General features: G+C 60.7%; 14 protein-coding genes and 1 pseudogene. 9 read left to right on the top strand and 6 right to left on the bottom strand.

Going from position 1 to position 16,099, the window contains the following annotated elements:
• Positions 1–961 precede the first annotated feature (961 nt).
• Both QRN48_RS23300 and QRN48_RS23295 read right to left on the bottom strand, forming a co-directional pair.
• Positions 962–1,888 carry a Gfo/Idh/MocA family protein gene (locus QRN48_RS23300; protein WP_285353582.1) on the bottom strand — a complete coding sequence of 309 codons (927 nt, stop codon included), beginning with the start codon at positions 1,886–1,888 and terminating at the stop codon, positions 962–964.
• A 66-nt stretch (positions 1,889–1,954) separates the two neighbouring features.
• Positions 1,955–3,142, bottom strand: a complete 1,188-nt coding sequence (locus QRN48_RS23295; protein WP_191945186.1) for a XylR family transcriptional regulator — start codon at positions 3,140–3,142, stop codon at positions 1,955–1,957.
• 173 nt (positions 3,143–3,315) lie between these two features.
• On the opposite strand from QRN48_RS23295, the gene xylA reads away from it, so the two are divergent.
• From xylA to QRN48_RS23270, 5 genes and pseudogenes are all read left to right on the top strand, one after another.
• On the top strand, positions 3,316–4,632 hold the full coding sequence (xylA, locus tag QRN48_RS23290; RefSeq protein WP_285353580.1) for a xylose isomerase: 1,317 nt from the start codon (positions 3,316–3,318) through the stop codon (positions 4,630–4,632).
• A gap of 316 nt (positions 4,633–4,948) precedes the next feature.
• Positions 4,949–5,950 carry a D-xylose ABC transporter substrate-binding protein gene (xylF, locus tag QRN48_RS23285; RefSeq protein WP_285353578.1) on the top strand — a complete coding sequence of 334 codons (1,002 nt, stop codon included), beginning with the start codon at positions 4,949–4,951 and terminating at the stop codon, positions 5,948–5,950.
• 91 nt (positions 5,951–6,041) lie between these two features.
• Positions 6,042–7,634 (top strand): D-xylose ABC transporter ATP-binding protein, encoded by a 1,593-nt coding sequence (gene xylG / locus QRN48_RS23280; RefSeq protein WP_285353576.1) that lies wholly within the window; start codon positions 6,042–6,044, stop codon positions 7,632–7,634.
• Complete coding sequence (locus QRN48_RS23275) at positions 7,631–8,767, top strand: sugar ABC transporter permease (RefSeq protein WP_191945184.1); 1,137 nt, start codon at positions 7,631–7,633, stop codon at positions 8,765–8,767. Before xylG ends, QRN48_RS23275 begins: the two co-directional genes overlap by 4 nt.
• A gap of 243 nt (positions 8,768–9,010) precedes the next feature.
• Positions 9,011–9,130 (top strand): annotated as a pseudogene (locus tag QRN48_RS23270) (sugar ABC transporter permease); the annotation flags it as partial.
• Between the two features lie 330 nt (positions 9,131–9,460).
• Here the strand turns inward: QRN48_RS23270 and dusA are convergent.
• Positions 9,461–10,471, bottom strand: coding sequence for a tRNA dihydrouridine(20/20a) synthase DusA (gene dusA / locus QRN48_RS23265; RefSeq protein WP_285353574.1), 1,011 nt, complete (start codon positions 10,469–10,471; stop codon positions 9,461–9,463).
• A gap of 153 nt (positions 10,472–10,624) precedes the next feature.
• On the opposite strand from dusA, the gene QRN48_RS23260 reads away from it, so the two are divergent.
• On the top strand, positions 10,625–10,822 hold the full coding sequence (locus QRN48_RS23260) for a hypothetical protein (protein ID WP_285353572.1): 198 nt from the start codon (positions 10,625–10,627) through the stop codon (positions 10,820–10,822).
• Between the two features lie 334 nt (positions 10,823–11,156).
• Positions 11,157–12,083 carry a transaldolase gene (gene tal / locus QRN48_RS23255; RefSeq protein WP_191945181.1) on the top strand — a complete coding sequence of 309 codons (927 nt, stop codon included), beginning with the start codon at positions 11,157–11,159 and terminating at the stop codon, positions 12,081–12,083.
• Positions 12,084–12,160: 77 nt separating this feature from the next.
• Here the strand turns inward: tal and rssC are convergent, their stop codons facing one another.
• Both rssC and rssB read right to left on the bottom strand, forming a co-directional pair.
• On the bottom strand, positions 12,161–12,643 hold the full coding sequence (rssC, locus tag QRN48_RS23250) for an anti-sigma factor antagonist RssC (RefSeq protein ID WP_037009276.1): 483 nt from the start codon (positions 12,641–12,643) through the stop codon (positions 12,161–12,163).
• Positions 12,643–13,824 (bottom strand): two-component system response regulator RssB, encoded by a 1,182-nt coding sequence (rssB, locus tag QRN48_RS23245; RefSeq protein WP_285353568.1) that lies wholly within the window; start codon positions 13,822–13,824, stop codon positions 12,643–12,645. The genes rssC and rssB overlap by 1 nt, the downstream gene beginning before the upstream one ends.
• Positions 13,825–14,089: 265 nt before the next feature.
• On the opposite strand from rssB, the gene QRN48_RS23240 reads away from it, so the two are divergent.
• Positions 14,090–14,389 (top strand): PilZ domain-containing protein, encoded by a 300-nt coding sequence (locus QRN48_RS23240; protein ID WP_037009272.1) that lies wholly within the window; start codon positions 14,090–14,092, stop codon positions 14,387–14,389.
• A gap of 96 nt (positions 14,390–14,485) precedes the next feature.
• Here the strand turns inward: QRN48_RS23240 and QRN48_RS23235 are convergent, their stop codons facing one another.
• The gene (locus tag QRN48_RS23235) at positions 14,486–15,187 is read right to left on the bottom strand and encodes an MlaA family lipoprotein (RefSeq protein ID WP_285353566.1); all 702 of its coding nucleotides are present in this window, start codon (positions 15,185–15,187) and stop codon (positions 14,486–14,488) included.
• A 201-nt stretch (positions 15,188–15,388) separates the two neighbouring features.
• On the opposite strand from QRN48_RS23235, the gene pcrP reads away from it, so the two are divergent.
• On the top strand, positions 15,389–16,024 hold the full coding sequence (gene pcrP / locus QRN48_RS23230; protein WP_285353564.1) for an HAD superfamily inactivated hydrolase PcrP: 636 nt from the start codon (positions 15,389–15,391) through the stop codon (positions 16,022–16,024).
• Positions 16,025–16,099: the final 75 nt, after the last annotated feature.

The following is a 16,099-nucleotide window of genomic DNA, read 5'->3' as shown; positions in this document are numbered from 1 at the left end:
GACCACCGGGTTCGCCAGCAAGCCGGCTCCTACAGGTTTTGCGTCTGGCGCGGGTGTTCGGTCGTGCAGATATTCCTCCGGTGGTGCAGATATTCCTTCGGTCGTACGGGCATTCGTTGTAGGAGCGCGCTTGCCCGCGAAGGCGTTGTGTCAGGCACAGCTGGGGTGAGTGGCCCACCGCGTTCGCCAGCAAGCCGGCTCCTACAGGTTTTGCGTCTGGCGCGGGTCTTCAGTCGTGCAGATATTCCTTCGGTCGTGCGGATGTTCCTTCGGTCGTGCGGGTATTTGTTGTAGGAGCGCGCTTGCCCGCGAAGGCATTGTGTCAGCCACCGCAGGGGATTGGCCCACCGCGTTCGCCAGTTCAAGCCGGCTCCTACAGGTTTTGCGTTTGGCGCGGGTCTTCAGTCGTGCAGATATTCCTTCGGTGGTGCAGATATCCCCTCGGTCGTGCGGATATCCCTTCGGTCGTACGGGCATTCCTTGTAGGAGCGCGCTTGCCCGCGAAGGCATTGTGTCAGCCACCGCAGGGGTGAGTGGCCCACCGCGTTCGCCAGCAAGCCGGCTCCTTGTTTTTGGGTCTGGCGCGGGTGTTCGGTCGTGTGCCACTGCAGCTGCTTTCCCCGTAAAAACCCCGAACTATTGTTTCCATCGATTGCCAACATACGTACGAACGCCGTTCAGTTTGCCCTCGCAAATCCGGATGATGGCTTCATCGATTTCCCAGACAAGGATTTGCCCGCAATGTCCATCAACATGACCATCCTGTTGACACTCATCGTTTCGTTCTCCATCGCCCTGGCCGGGGTCGTGCACATCTGACCGACCGCCGTACTGCGTTCGCCGCAAAAACCACCGCACTGCGTCCGCCGCATCAAGGGCAACGCGGTCCGAGTGCGGGATTCACGCGATCCGCCGCCGATCCGCCGCCGAGGGTTCGGCGGGCGGATCGGGCGAACGGCGTTTACTCGTGAAAATCAGCAACAGTCGTTTTGCTGCCGACGAAAAAGCTGTCGGCGACGATGCGCAGCGGTTGCAGGTCGAGGTCGCTTTTGCCGGCTTGGATCAACCGCGCGAAATGCGCGTACATCACCGGGTACTCACCCTCCTCCGACACTTCCTGTGAAACGCCGTCGAGGGTGACCTGCGCACCGCCCGCATCCAGGCGCATAACGCCCTCTTCACACTCCAGTTCGATGCTCCATTGCTCATTGACGCTGTGATCGAAATCCAGCTCAGCCACCACTCGCACCTGCTCACCCGAACGCATCTGCAGAGACGCCGCAATCGGCGACTGGCAGTTGCCGGGCACGTTCAGATGGGCGGATTCGACGAACAGCGCGCGCGGCAGCAGCTCAGTGATGATCGACAATGCGTTGATTCCCGGATCGAACACGCCCAGCCCGCCTGCCTGCCAGATCCACGCCTGCCCCGGGTGCCACTTGCGCACCTGCTCTTTCCAGTCGATGCGCACCTGCTTGAGGGTTTTCCCTTCAAGCCACTGCTTTGCATTGAGCACCCCGGGCGCAAACCGCGAATGCCAGGCAAACAGGCCGCTGACGCCTGCCGCGTTGACTTCATCGATCAGCGCGAGCGCTTCGCCCAGGGTCGAGCACGGCGGTTTCTCCACCAGCACGTGTTTGCCTGCCCTCAGCGCCTGTTCGACCAGCGCAAAACGGCCTTGCGGCGGCGTGCAGAAGGCGATGGCATCGACCTGCGGCCCCTGCTCCAGCAGCTCGGCCAGCGAGCTGAAATTGGGCACGTCCGGGCAGTGCTGACCCAGCGTCGCGACGGCGACCAGTTCGAAACGGTCGCTGCGGCGAATGGCCGGCACGTGCTGGTCCTGGGCGATCTTGCCGTAACCCACCAGCGCTAAACGAATCGGATGCATCGATGACTCCTGTGATGTTGTCGTTGTTTTATCGGGTGCCCACTGAAAGGTCACCCCTGAAGCGAATCAATGAATCGGTGCCGCGTCGCTCTGCTGGTATTCCCGTGGGGTGCAGCCGAATTCCCGGCGAAAGACCGTGTGCAGGTACTGCGCCGATTTGAAGCCACAATTCTGGGCGATGTCGGCAATGGCAGAGTCGCTGTGCTTGAGGCCCGACGCCGCGGCGGTCAGTTTGAAACTCAAAATCTCGTCATGCACGCTGCAACCGCGCTCCTTGCGAAAGTGCGATTCCAGCGAGGAGCGTGACACGCCGACGTAGGCGGCCACTTGAGCGGTCTTGATTCCCTGGCACGCGTACTGACGAATGAAATGCAGCGCCTGCATGACATAAGGGTTGCCCAGCGGCTGATGCAGGCTGGAGGCTTGAACGTTGATGGCCTCCGGCGGCACCAGAATCTGGCTGGTGGTCGACGGCACACCGTGGAGCATCTGATGCAGCAGGCGCGCCGCCGTGCGGCCCATGCTTTGCGTGCCCTGGATCACCGAGCTCAGCGGCACGCGTGTCAGGGTGCGGGTCAGCGGGTCATTGTCGATCCCAATCAGCGCCACTTGCTCGGGCACCGCGATGCCCGCCGTCAGACACGCCTGCAGCAACTGCCGGGCGCGGGCGTCACTCACGGCGATAATGCCAATGGGCTTGGGCAGGCTCTGCAGCCAGGTGATCTGCTGCTGCACGGCGCTGTCCCACAGTGGCGCGCTGGTGCTGAGGCCGCGATAGACTTCGCCGCGCAAACCGTCGCGCTGCAACAGTCGGCGAAAGGCCTTTTCGCGCTCCTGGGCCCAGCGATTGCTCTGGGCTTCAGGCAGGCTGAAACAGGCAAACCGCGTCAGGCCGGCTTCAATCAAGTGCTCGTAGGCCAGCTTGATCAGCGCGAAATTGTCGGTGGCCACATAAGGGATGTTTTTTGGGTAGGAACGCTCGTCTTCGTAAGAGCCGCCCACGGCGACCACCGGCAAACGGCTTCCGGCCAGCGCTTCGCCGATCAGCGGGTCGTCAAAGTCAGCAATGATGCCGTCGCCCTGCCAGCGCTCGATGCCCTTGAGCCGGCACAGAAAGTCCTCTTCCAGAAACAGATCCCACGACGCGCGCGTGCTGCTCAGGTAGTTGCCGATGCCAGTGATGATGCCGCGGTCGTAGATCTTGCCGCCGTTGAACAACAGCGCAATACGGTGAGCGGGCGGGACGGTTTTCATTATTGTTCCCCGGGCCTGTCAAGCGAGTCGGCACAGCCTAGGCCTGCGCCGGAGGAATCTCAATACTCAAAATCGAACAGCCTGTTGGTGATTTTCGCAATCGGCGGGCGCGGGGCCGTTGCTAGTATCGGGGACAGCCGGTTTCCCTCCCCCAGAACAATAAGGAATTCCCGATGCCCTGCTTTCCCGATGTCGACAAGATCCGCTATGAAGGCCCTGGCAGCGACTCGCCCCTCGCCTTTCGCCACTACGACGCCGACAAGATCATCCTCGGTAAACCAATGCGCGAACACCTGCGCATGGCCGCGTGTTACTGGCACACCTTCGTCTGGCCGGGCGCTGATATGTTCGGCGTCGGCACGTTCAAGCGTCCCTGGAACAAGCCGGGTGATGCCCTGGAACTGGCGCGCTTCAAGGCCGAGGCGGCCTTTGAGTTCTTCTCCAAACTGGGCATCGACTATTACAGCTTCCACGACACCGACGTTGCACCGGAAGGCGCCAGCCTGAAGGAATACAGCCACAACTTCGCGCAGATGGTCGATGAGCTGGAACGCCACCAGGAGCAAAGCGGCATCCAGCTGTTGTGGGGCACCGCCAACTGCTTCAGCAACCCACGTTTCGCCGCCGGTGCCGCCAGTAACCCGGACCCGGAAGTGTTCGCCTTTGCCGCCGCTCAGGTGTGCAGCGCGATGAACGCGACCAAGCGTCTGAACGGCGCCAACTATGTGCTGTGGGGCGGCCGCGAAGGCTACGAGACGCTGCTCAACACCGACCTCAAGCGCGAGCGTGAGCAACTGGGTCGCTTCATGCGCATGGTGGTGGAGCACAAGCACAAGATCGGTTTCACCGGTGACCTGCTGATCGAGCCCAAACCGCAGGAGCCGACCAAGCACCAGTACGACTACGACAGCGCCACGGTATTCGGCTTTTTGCAGCAGTTCGGCCTGGAGAAAGAGATCAAGGTCAATATCGAGGCCAACCACGCCACCCTCGCCGGTCACAGCTTCCACCATGAAATCGCCACGGCAGCGTCGCTGGGTATTTTCGGCAGCATCGATGCCAACCGGGGCGATCCACAAAATGGCTGGGACACCGATCAGTTTCCCAACAGCGTTGAAGAGCTGACCCTGGCGACGTACGAGATCCTCAAAGTCGGCGGCTTCAAAAACGGCGGTTACAACTTCGACTCGAAAGTCCGTCGCCAGAGCCTCGATGAAATCGATCTGTTCTATGGCCACGTGGTCGCCATGGACGTCCTCGCCCTGTCGCTGGAACGCGCCGCTGCGATGATCGAGGACGACCGGCTGCAAGCGTTCAAGGACCAGCGCTACGCCGGTTGGGACCAACCCTTTGGCCGTGCGGTGCTGTCGGGTGAGTTCAGCCTGGATGCCCTGGCGCAACATGCCGTGGACAACGAATTGAACCCGCAGGCAGTGAGCGGTCGGCAGGAGATGCTTGAAGGCGTCGTCAACCGGTTCATCTATCCCTGACAGGTGATGATCGCGATCCCCATGCAGGACCGGCGAGGTCATCTCCAATCCGCTGGATGGACGCGATGCTTTTCGTAGGACCGGCTTCAGCCGGGAAGAGGCCAGTGTGTGCAGCATCAATCTTGCGGTATGACGCCAGCAGCTGCCCGGCTAAAGCCGGTCCTACTAACTTCAGCAGGTCCTATTACGCAAAGGGGGCTGGTTACATTCTCACGACAATTCCCTGCTCGCGGCGCGTGGCCAGTATCTACAGTTCACCGGCAACCCGAACATGCTGCAACAGTGTCTCTAAACAAAAATAACAGGACGCAACCCCATGAAGAACTTGAAAACCACCCTCCTCGCCAGCGCTCTGGCTTTGCTCAGCCTGCCGGTCACGGCCGATTCGGCGCACCCGAAAATCGGCTTCTCCATTGATGACCTGCGTCTGGAGCGCTGGTCTCGCGACCGTGACTACTTTGTCGCAGCAGCAGAGAAAATGGACGCCAAGGTCTTTGTCCAGTCCGCCGATGCCAACGAGCAAAAGCAGATCTCGCAGATCGAGAACCTGATTTCGCGCGGCGTCGATGTCATCGTCATCGTGCCGTTCAACGCCACCGTGCTGACCAACGCCGTCGCCGAGGCCAAGAAAGCCGGCATCAAAGTCGTGTCCTACGACCGCCTGATTCTCAACGCCGACATTGATGCCTACATCTCGTTCGACAACGAGAAAGTCGGTGAAATGCAGGCGGCCGGCGTGCTCAAGGCCGCGCCGAAGGGCAACTACTTCCTGCTCGGCGGCGCCCCCACCGACAACAACGCCAAGGTGCTGCGCGAAGGCCAGATGAAAGTGCTGCAGCCGGCCATCGACAAGGGCGACATCAAAATCGTCGGCCAGCAATGGGTCAAGGAATGGAACCCGACCGAAGCGCTGAGCATCGTAGAGAACGCCCTGACCAAAAACAGCAACAAAATCGACGGCATCGTCGCCTCCAACGACGCCACCGCCGGCGGCGCGATTCAGGCCCTGGCGGCGCAAAAACTGGCCGGTAAAGTGCCGATTTCGGGCCAGGACGCCGACTTGGCAGCGGTCAAGCGCGTGATCGACGGCACGCAGACCATGACCGTGTACAAGCCACTGAAACTGATCGCTTCCGAGGCTGCAAAACTGTCGGTGCAACTGGCGCGCAACGAGAAGCCGCAGTACAGCTCGCAATACGACAATGGCACCAAAAAAGTCGACACCATCCTGCTGACGCCCACCCCGCTGACCAAGGACAACATCGATCTGCTGGAGAAGGACGGGTTCTACACCAAGGACCAGATCGCGGGTAAGTAACAGACCCTTTTCTGATCGCCTTCTCAGCCATTCGGGGCCGGCACGAATAGCGCCGGCCCCCGATTGGCTAGCTTCTGCGTGAGATCCTGCAATGTCCGAATACCTGCTGCAAATGAACGGCATCGTCAAATCGTTCGGCGGTGTCAAAGCGTTGAACGGCATCGACATCAAGGTGCGCGCCGGCGAATGCGTCGGGCTGTGCGGCGAGAACGGTGCTGGCAAATCGACCCTGATGAAAGTCTTGTCAGCGGTCTACCCCTACGGCACCTGGGAGGGGGAAATCCTCTGGGACGGCCAGCCGCTGCGGGCGCAGTCGATCAGTGAGACCGAGGCCACCGGCATCGTCATCATCCATCAGGAACTGACCCTGGTCCCCGACCTCTCGGTGGCGGAGAACATTTTCATGGGTCACGAGCTGACCCTGCCGGGCGGGCGGATGAATTACCCGGCCATGATCCACCGCGCCGAAGCCTTGATGCGTGAGCTGAAAGTGCCGGACATGAATGTCTCGTTGCCGGTCTCCCAATACGGCGGCGGCTATCAGCAGCTGGTGGAAATCGCCAAGGCGCTGAACAAGCAGGCGCGGCTGCTGATTCTCGACGAACCTTCCTCAGCGCTGACCCGATCGGAAATCGACGTGCTGCTCGACATCATCCGGGACCTGAAGGCAAAAGGCGTGGCCTGCGTCTACATCTCCCACAAACTCGATGAAGTCGCCGCCGTCTGCGACACCATTTCGGTGATCCGCGATGGCAAGCACATTGCGACCACGGCCATGGCTGACATGGACATCCCGAAAATCATCACGCAGATGGTTGGTCGCGAGATGAGCAACCTCTATCCCACCGAACCCCATGCCGTGGGCGAAGTGATCTTCGAGGCGCGCAACGTTACCTGCTATGACGTCGACAACCCCAAGCGCAAACGTGTGGACGACATTTCGTTCGTGCTCAAGCGTGGGGAAATCCTGGGCATCGCCGGGCTGGTTGGCGCCGGGCGCACCGAGCTGGTGTCGGCGCTGTTCGGCGCTTACCCCGGACGTTACACCGGCGAAGTGTGGCTGGACGGCAAACCGATCGACACCCGCACCCCGCTCAAGTCCATTCGCGCGGGCCTGTGCATGGTGCCCGAGGACCGCAAGCGTCAGGGCATCATTCCCGACCTCGGCGTCGGGCAGAACATCACCCTGGCCGTGCTCGACAGCTTCGCGCACCTGACCCGCATCGACGCTGAAGCCGAACTGGGCAGCATCGACAAGGAGATCTCGCGCATGCATCTGAAGACAGCCAGCCCGTTCCTGCCGATCACCAGCCTGTCCGGGGGCAATCAACAAAAAGCCGTGCTGGCGAAGATGCTCCTGACCCAGCCTCGGGTACTGATTCTCGACGAGCCCACGCGCGGCGTGGACGTCGGCGCCAAATACGAGATTTACAAGCTGATGGGTGCACTGGCTGCCACGGGCGTGTCGATCATCATGGTGTCGTCGGAGCTGGCCGAAGTGCTCGGCGTCTCCGACCGCGTGCTGGTGATTGGTGAAGGTCAACTGCGCGGGGACTTCATCAACGAAGGGCTGACCCAGGAACAGGTACTCGCGGCGGCGCTCAGCCAGTCAGGCGACTATCTTGCGGCGCACCACAAAAACGACAACGACCGGCCAGGTGCTGTGGGAGAAGCGCGTCAATGAATCAGCTCAAACAACTGTTTACCCGCTACAAAATGCTCGCGCTGGTGATCGCCATTGCCATCATCTGGCTGTTTTTCAGTTGGCAAACCGAAGGCGGCTTCCTGACCCCGCGCAACCTGTCCAACCTGCTGCGGCAGATGTCGATCACCGGTATCCTCGCCTGCGGCATGGTGCTGGTGATCATCAGCGGCGAGATCGACCTGTCGGTGGGCTCGCTGCTCGGCCTGCTCGGCGGCGTGGCGGCGATTCTCGACGTGGTGTACCACGTGCCGCTGCCCCTGAACCTGTGCATCGTCGCGGCCTGCGGCCTGCTGATCGGCCTCGCCAACGGCTGCATGACGGCGTACCTGCGCATCCCGTCGTTCATCGTCGGTCTGGGCGGCATGCTGGCGTTCCGCGGCATTTTGCTGGGGATCACCGGTGGCACCACCATCGCCCCGGTCTCGCCGGAGCTGGTGTACGTGGGCCAGGGATATCTGCCGCCGCTGGTGGGTGTTGTCCTGGGTGTGTTGCTGTTCGCGCTGACGCTGTTCCTGACCTGGCGTCAGCGTCGCAACCGCGCCCTGCATGGCCTGGCGGCGCACGCGATCGTGAGGGACCTCGTGCGCGTGGTGGCCATCGGCGCTGTGTTGGCCGGCTTCGTCTACACCCTCAACAGCTACGACGGCATTCCGGTGCCGGTGCTGTTGCTGCTGGTGCTGCTTGGCGTCTTCAGCTACATCACCAGCCAGACCGTGTTCGGCCGGCGTATCTACTCGGTGGGCAGCAACATGGAGGCGACACGTCTGTCCGGCATCAACGTGCAGGCGGTCAAGCTGTGGATCTTCGGCATCATGGGTGTCATGTGCGCCCTCGCCGGTCTGGTCAATACTGCGCGCCTGGCCGCAGGCTCACCCTCGGCGGGCAACATGGGCGAACTCGACGCCATCGCCGCATGCTTCATCGGCGGCACATCCATGCGCGGCGGCTCGGGAACCGTCTACGGCGCCCTGCTCGGTGCGCTGGTCATCACCAGCCTGGACAACGGTATGTCCATGCTCGACGTCGACAGCTACTGGCAGATGATCGTCAAGGGCAGCATCCTGGTACTGGCGGTGTGGGTGGATGTGAGTACGCGGAGCGGACGGCGGTAAGCGCGTGAGGCTTCAGCAGGCAACACCACGGCTAAATGACTCCCACGCCCTGTAGGAGCCGGCTTGCTGGCGAAGCTGTCAGGTCGGTGAACGTGTTCATTTCTGATCCACCGCCTTCGCCAGCAAGCCGGCTCCTACGGGACGGGGTGTCAGCCGAATCATTCGTGTCAGCCGATCCGCAGGTTTTCCGCCGCAACCAATCCTTCATCGTATTTCCGGTGTCATCCTCTTCGTCGGCGCGCCAGTCTGGGCAACGGCATGTCCATGCTCGACGTCGACAGCTACTGGCAGATGATCGTCAAGGGCAGCATCCTGGTGCTGGCGGTGTGGGTGGATGTGAGTACGCGGGCTGGGCGGCGGTGAGCGCGTGAGGCTTCAGCGGGCAACACCACGGCTAAATGACACCCTCGCCCGGTAGGAGCCGGCTTGCTGGCGAAGCTGTCAGGTCGGTTAACTTGCTCATTTCTGATCCACCGTCTTCGCCAGCAAGCCGGCTACTACGGGACGGGGTGTCAGCCGAGTCATTCGTGTCAGCCGAACCACTGGTGTCCGCTGCAACCCTCGTATGAGCGCGCTTGCCCACGAATGCGTCGGATCAGCGAACTGGATCACGCAGCTCCACTGTCATTCTTGGGCCCGCGCGCTACTGCATCAAACTCAATCCAACTTACGTTATGAGAAGATGCGATCCACTTACCGCCCCTCCAGCAACTCCCCCGCCCGATCCAGCAACCCCAGCGGATCGTCCGTCTTGTGTATGTCCACCGAGAGCATCTGCCGAAACTTGCGTGCGCCCGGAAAGCCGGTGCCAAGGCCGAGGACGTGGCGGGTAATGTGGTGCATCGATCCGCCTTCATTCAAGTGCGCTTCAATGTAGGGCCGCATAAGCGCCAGCGCTCCGGCACGGCTGATCTGCGGCGCGGTGTCGCCAAACAGCTCGCGATCAACATCAGCCAGCAAATAAGGGTTGTGATACGCCTCGCGGCCGAGCATCACGCCGTCAAAGGTGTTCAGGTGTTCCTTGCACTGCTCCAGCGTCTTGATGCCACCGTTGAGGACAATTTCCAGCTCGGGAAAGTCATGCTTGAGCTGGGCGGCGATATCATAGCGCAGCGGCGGGATGTCACGGTTTTCCTTGGGCGACAAACCCTCAAGGATGGCGATGCGGGCGTGCACGGTGAAGCTGGTGCAACCGGCATCGCGGACGGTGCCGACGAACTCGCAAAGCTGCTCGTAACTGTCGCGTCCGTTGATGCCGATGCGGTGCTTCACCGTCACCGGAATCGACACCGCGTCGCGCATGGCCTTGACGCAGTCGGCGACCAGTTGCGGATGCCCCATCAACACCGCGCCGATCATGTTGTTCTGCACCCGATCGCTGGGGCAGCCGACGTTGAGGTTCACCTCGTCGTAGCCCGCCGCTTGCGCCAGGCGTGCGCTGGCAGCCAGGTCAGCCGGGTTGCTGCCGCCCAGCTGCAGCGCCAGCGGATGCTCCGTCTCGTCGTGGCGCAGGAACCGCTCGGTGTCACCGTGCAGCAACGCGCCGGTGGTGACCATCTCGGTATAGAGCAGCGCGTTCTTTGACAGCAGGCGCAGGAAGAAACGGCAGTGGCGATCCGTCCAATCCATCATCGGGGCCACGGAGAAACGCCGTGATGGGTCAGACGGCAGGCGCTGGGCAGGGAGTTCGGTGGTAGGCAGCATGGGGCAAGTAAACAGATCGGACGAAAAGGACGCGCAGTCTAACAGCTCGCACGTCCGGCTGAAGCCGAGCCTGACCAAAGCGCGCGCCTTATGCCGGAACGGTCTGATACGGGAAGTCATCAAGCCCCGGCTGCGCTCACCCTGCAGTACCGCATGACCGTCCGGCAAAGCAGTGCGCAAGGTACTTCAGCCATCGATCAGCAGGGCGATTTGCAGAGCGGAGTACTGGCGAATAGCGTGAGCCTGACGCTTGCAGCTGACGCGACGTGTCAGGTTCACCTGGAGGTCTTTGATCAGACCACGTTGCTGAAGGCCGTCGACAGTGACTGCGGTGTGATGTCCGCGCGTTGATTGGCCTGCAGTCGGTGCAGTTGCGCCCAGTTCGGCCCCGCCCCGGTTGCTGGCAACGACCCTTCGCTGGATTAGATTCCTCACTGCGGGAACATCCCGCTCGGTCAGGGCTCCAACCTGTCTGAATCGAGTATCCGCCCGCCTCGGGAACCGCCCGCCTTTGATCCCGCGCTGTCTTTTAAAAACGCTCAGCGCCTCGGATCATGGCTGACACACAGGTACGCTGTTTGCGCAAATGCAGGCGTCCAAACCCGTGTGTCTGTTGCGGTTTACGCCCTTGAGTGGCCGGCGGCGCTCGGGTAATGTCAGCAAACCCACAGGACAGAGCACGCTCATGACTTCCAAGCTGGAACAACTAAAGCAATTCACCACCGTTGTTGCCGACACCGGCGATTTCGCCGCGATCGAAAAGCTCAAGCCCGTCGACGCGACCACCAACCCTTCCCTCTTGCTCAAAGCCGCTTCCAGCGACAGCAACAGTGATCGTTTGAAAGAAGCGTTTGCCGGCAGCAACAACGACATTAACGTTGCCAGCGACCGCTTCGCTGTCGCCATCGGCCGTGAAATCCTCAAAGTGGTTCCGGGCCGGGTATCGACCGAAGTCGACGCGCGTCTGTCGTTCGACAAGCAGGCCTGTATCGACCGCGCTGACCGCATCGTTGGCCTGTATGAAGACTTCGGCATCGGCCGCGATCGCATCCTGATCAAGCTGGCCTCCACCTGGGAAGGCATCAAGGCCGCCGAGGTGCTGGAAAAGAAAGGCATCCAGTGCAACCTGACGTTGCTGTTCTCCTTCGCTCAGGCCCAGGCCTGCGCTGACGCCGGCGTGTTTCTGATCTCGCCATTCGTAGGCCGCATCTACGACTGGTACAAGAAAGCCGAAGGCAAGGAGTATGTCGGTGCAGAGGACCCGGGCGTGCAGTCCGTGACCCGCATTTATAACTACTACAAAGCCAACGACTACAAGACCGTGGTCATGGGCGCCAGCTTCCGTAACCTCAGCCAGATCGAAGAACTGGCCGGCTGCGACCGTCTGACCATTAGCCCTGACCTGCTGCACAAACTCTCGGAAGACGACGGCACGCTGGTGCAGAAACTCAAGCCGGGCAATGGCGGCGAAGCGCGCGTGACCCTGAACGAGAGCCAGTTCCGCTGGGCCTCCAATGAAGACGCCATGGCCACTGAAAAGCTGGCTGAAGGCATTCGTCAGTTCGCCCGCGACCAGGTAGCGCTGGAGAAGATGCTGTCGAACAAAGCGTAAGGTTTGCGAGACATAAAAAGGGCGGCACCCTCACAGGTGCCGCCCTTTTTTCATGCCCGAATCAGGGGCTGAAGGTATTACTGGTGTTCGAGCGCATTGACCAGGTCGCGGAACGCCTCTCGGTTGGAGTCGTTCAAGCCCATCAGAATCTTGTGGGCCTCCAGCACCTTGGCCTTGACCACGTCTTCACACTGGTCCTGCGATGGCAGGTCGCTAAGCGCTTCAGGACGGGGAATCGGCCGACCCACGATATTGAACACCTGATCGAAGCCCATCGACTGCAGCAAACGTGTGATGTCTTCATGAGTGGTCACGACCGTTGGCAGCAGCCCGGCCTTCTGCCGCGAGAGGATCGACAGCTTGGCAAGCAGCCCAAGCGTAGTGCTGTCGATGCTGCGGGTTTCAGTGAGGTCAATGACCACCGTCGAAAAATTCATCGAGGTGAAGATACGCTCAATTGTCGCATCCAACGCAGAGCACAGCGTCAGACGCACTTCGCCCACAAATTTGAGGACAAATGTGCCGTCTTGCTCGGCGAACTGGATTCTACCGGTACTCATTAAAGGTTCCTGCTCAACACTAACAAGGCGATATCATCCGGCATCTCCCCTAGCGTGGCCAATCCAAACGTTTGGCGCAGACCGTCCAGGCTGCCCCCCGCCGCCTTGACCAGTTCGGGCAAGTTGGCTTCTTTCTCTTTGAGTGTATCACCTGGCAGAAGGTCCAGAATGCCGTCGGACAGCAGGGTGAGACTAAAGGACGCAGGCAGATCGATAACGTGATCGGTGTAGGTCGCTTCGTTGAACAGCCCCACTGGCAGGCCGCGGCCTTCGAGATAGCGCGTTTCTTCCGGTGTGTAAAGCACCGGCAGCGGCAGATGGCCACCGACACTGTAGGTCAACTGCCCGGTTTCCTCGTCAATCACGCCGCCCACCATGGTGACGTGCTTACCCAGCTTGCAGCTGATCAAACCGCGGTTGATATGGCCCAGGACGTCCGATGGTTTGAATTTCGGCAGCATCCCGCCGCGCTTGGATTCAAACAGCAGCCGCGTGGTCATGAATTTCAACAGCACGGTGATGAACGCCGAAGACGCACCGTGTCCGGAAACGTCCGCCAGGTAGAAGGCTACACGGCGCTCGTCGACTCGAAAATAATCCACGAAGTCGCCGGACAGATACAGCGAAGGGATGATCTCGTGTTCAAATTCGAACGCATCGATGGCCCACGGGCTAGTCGGCAACATGTTCATCTGGACCTGGCGGCCCGCGTCCTGGTCTTCCTGCAACAGGTGCAGACTGGCCTCAAGCTCGCGGTTGGCGGTCTCCAGCTTCTGCCGGTATTCCCTGTTCTCCAGCAACAGGCGCGAGCGGTCCAGCGCGCGCTTGACCGAATGTTCCAGCACCGCGAGGTCTTCCAGCGGCTTGATCAGGTAATCGGCTGCGCCGAGTCGCAGAGCCTCGACGGCGTCACTCATGACCCCTGCCCCGGACACCACAATGACCGGCGTTTCCGGCGCCAGGCTGGTCACCTGACGAATAAGCTCGAGGCCGCCCACCTGCGGCATGCGCAGATCGCAGATCAGCAGATCGGGCTTTTCCTGCTCGAAGGTCTGTAGACCCTGCACGCCGTTACCGGCTTGCAGAACGCTGAACCCACTGTCTTCCAAGTAGGCCGCGAGACTCGCGCGCACGACTTCGTCGTCATCGATGATCAGCAGCGTGGCACTGGTTTTTTGCATGTGGGCAAACGGCGCCAGATTAGGTTGGCGTAGGCGGCTGGTTTGGGTCAGGCCGCGTACTGGATTCGCTTCTAGCCTCTCTGGCCCAGGTAGCGGACTTTTGGTCAAACGCTTCGCGTGTCAGAGCTGCCCTTCAAGGCGCAGACGGTACTCCCATCCGCCTGGCGTTTCAAGCATGCTCCCGCTGGGGCAAGGCGTCTTTACATCGCAAATCGCGCAGAGTTATAAGAACCTCTGAATCAGCAATCAAAACAAAGGATGCGTCATGGGCCAGCTGGATCGCGATTACGAAGAAAAACGGGATTACATTCGCATGCGGGTGGATGCGGACATCAACCTTATCTACGCCGGTCAGATCATCCCCGCCGTATGCGTGGACTTATCCGGCTCAGGCATGCAGGTACAGGCGCCGCGCTCGTTTCAGGTTGGCGACAAACTCAGCGTACGCATCGACTCCGAGCATGCCGCGCTCAAGGGACTTGAAGCCGATACGGAGGTCGTGTGGATCGCCGACATCGAAGGCGGCGAACAGAAACTGGGGCTGACCATTCTGGCGATGAAGTAAACCGCAGGCGGAACTCCGTCACAGTTTCGAAAAAAACCGAAAATAAAAAGGCGACCCTCGGGTCGCCTTTTTGTGTCGTTTTACGGTAAGACGGGATCAGAAGTCGTCGACGACCTTGCCGTCCTCCACTTTGTACTCGCGGTTCTGCAGATAAGCATTGCGGATGAAGATGTACTTGTCTCCGTTGATCAGCTTTTCTGCGGACAGAAGGCTGGCGCGGGTATCGACAATGCTCACACCCAGCGCCGTGTTGCGGGTTGGCACATGGTCAATGTAACGCCAAGGCTGGGTGTAGGTGTCGGGGTACTTGGCGAATGCATCGCGCACGGTGCTTGGGCCAAACAGGGGCAGCATCACGAACGGACCGCTGCTCACGCCCCAGTGGCCGAGAGTCTGACCGAAGTCTTCGTCGTTGCGCTGCAAGCCCATCTTGGTGCCGACGTCAAAAAAGCCCAGCAGGCCGAACGTGGTGTTGAAGATCAGGCGAGCGGTGTCGACGCCAGCGGCTTCAGGCTTGGCTTGAAGCACGTCGTTGGCAAAGTTGGTCACTTCGCCGACGTTTTTAAACATGTTGTGGATGCCGTCTTCCAGAAATTGCGGCGTGATGAACTCATAGCCTTGGGCAATGGGTTTCAGCGCGTAGGTATCGACGGTGTCGTTGAAGCGGAAAATCGCACGGTTGACGCCTTCCCATGGATCTTCGTCGGCAGCATTTGCAGCCATAGGCGCCACGGCCAGACTGGCCCACACGCACGTTCGAACCAGACGATTGATAAAGCCAGCACCGTTCTCGGGCATAGCTGAGACTCCCAGTCAAAGTAATGAAGCGGGCGCTACGCCCCAAACCAAAGGCGGGAGTATAAAGCCTTCTGTGACGATTTACGTCGTTGAAATGCCCCAAGTTCTGTAGGCCGGTAAACATCCGGAAACACTGTCATCTTCCGGTCATCGATTTGTCATGGCAATCCCTTAGCGTCAACCGCTTTGAGAGGGAATGCCATGCTTGCCCCGGTCGCCGTCGCTGCTCCGTCCTTCACCGCTGTGCTCTTCGGACTGAGCGGTTGCCTCGTCGATTTCGGCGCCCAGGCACGGACTCTGCTTGCCAGCGATGGCAGGTCATTGGTTGGCCACGATGCACAACCCTTCGCCACGCCCGCCCCTGGCGCAATCAACGCGCTGAAGTACCTCAAGCAACACGGCATCCCCTGCGCCTGGATCGACGAATACCCTGCAACGATCACCGATCAACTCGCTGCGGCGCTCGGCGCGATGATTCATTCCACGCCGCTGCCCGGCAATCGCTGGCCAGCGCCCGATGCCTGCTGGCAGGCATTGATGACCCTGGGTGTGAAGCAACTGGACGGCTGCGTGCTGGTTAGCGGTGATCCGCGCCTGCTCATGGCGGGCATCAACGCTGGCCTGTGGACGGTGGGCCTGGCGTCGTGCGGGCCGTTGTGTGGCGTGCCGCCAGCGCAGTGGGACGCCATGAGCGATCTGGATCGCGAACGTCGCCGAGGCCGCGCCACCCTCGAGCTTTACGCCTCCGGTGCGCACTCGGTCATCGATCACCTGGGAGAACTGGAGTCGTGCCTGGCCGACATCACGCTGCGCCGGCAGAAGGCCGAGAAGCCCTGAGGTGATCGGCATCATGCAAAGCCGTCTGGAGTGGATTAGTCTTACAGCGTAAAGGACCTTTGCCGGAGCATTGCG

This window comes from Pseudomonas sp. ME-P-057 (assembly GCF_030208975.1).
GTDB classification, from domain to species: domain Bacteria; phylum Pseudomonadota; class Gammaproteobacteria; order Pseudomonadales; family Pseudomonadaceae; genus Aquipseudomonas; species Aquipseudomonas lutea.
The sequence above is the reverse complement of the archived record's forward strand: the minus strand, read 5'-3'. Positions and strand labels throughout refer to the sequence as shown.

What these genes read in the sequence shown, in the direction of transcription:
- QRN48_RS23300 (WP_285353582.1), bottom strand. Translation starts at nt 1,888, where the DNA reads ATGCATCCGATTCGTTTAGCGCTGGTGGGTTACGGCAAGATCGCCCAG.
- xylA (WP_285353580.1), top strand. Translation starts at nt 3,316, where the DNA reads ATGCCCTGCTTTCCCGATGTCGACAAGATCCGCTATGAAGGCCCTGGC.
- QRN48_RS23240 (WP_037009272.1), top strand. Translation starts at nt 14,090, where the DNA reads ATGGGCCAGCTGGATCGCGATTACGAAGAAAAACGGGATTACATTCGC.
- QRN48_RS23275 (WP_191945184.1), top strand. Translation starts at nt 7,631, where the DNA reads ATGAATCAGCTCAAACAACTGTTTACCCGCTACAAAATGCTCGCGCTG.
- QRN48_RS23235 (WP_285353566.1), bottom strand. Translation starts at nt 15,187, where the DNA reads ATGCCCGAGAACGGTGCTGGCTTTATCAATCGTCTGGTTCGAACGTGC.
- xylG (WP_285353576.1), top strand. Translation starts at nt 6,042, where the DNA reads ATGTCCGAATACCTGCTGCAAATGAACGGCATCGTCAAATCGTTCGGC.
- rssB (WP_285353568.1), bottom strand. Translation starts at nt 13,824, where the DNA reads ATGCAAAAAACCAGTGCCACGCTGCTGATCATCGATGACGACGAAGTC.
- dusA (WP_285353574.1), bottom strand. Translation starts at nt 10,471, where the DNA reads ATGCTGCCTACCACCGAACTCCCTGCCCAGCGCCTGCCGTCTGACCCA.
- xylF (WP_285353578.1), top strand. Translation starts at nt 4,949, where the DNA reads ATGAAGAACTTGAAAACCACCCTCCTCGCCAGCGCTCTGGCTTTGCTC.
- QRN48_RS23260 (WP_285353572.1), top strand. Translation starts at nt 10,625, where the DNA reads ATGACCGTCCGGCAAAGCAGTGCGCAAGGTACTTCAGCCATCGATCAG.
- QRN48_RS23295 (WP_191945186.1), bottom strand. Translation starts at nt 3,142, where the DNA reads ATGAAAACCGTCCCGCCCGCTCACCGTATTGCGCTGTTGTTCAACGGC.
- rssC (WP_037009276.1), bottom strand. Translation starts at nt 12,643, where the DNA reads ATGAGTACCGGTAGAATCCAGTTCGCCGAGCAAGACGGCACATTTGTC.
- pcrP (WP_285353564.1), top strand. Translation starts at nt 15,389, where the DNA reads ATGCTTGCCCCGGTCGCCGTCGCTGCTCCGTCCTTCACCGCTGTGCTC.
- tal (WP_191945181.1), top strand. Translation starts at nt 11,157, where the DNA reads ATGACTTCCAAGCTGGAACAACTAAAGCAATTCACCACCGTTGTTGCC.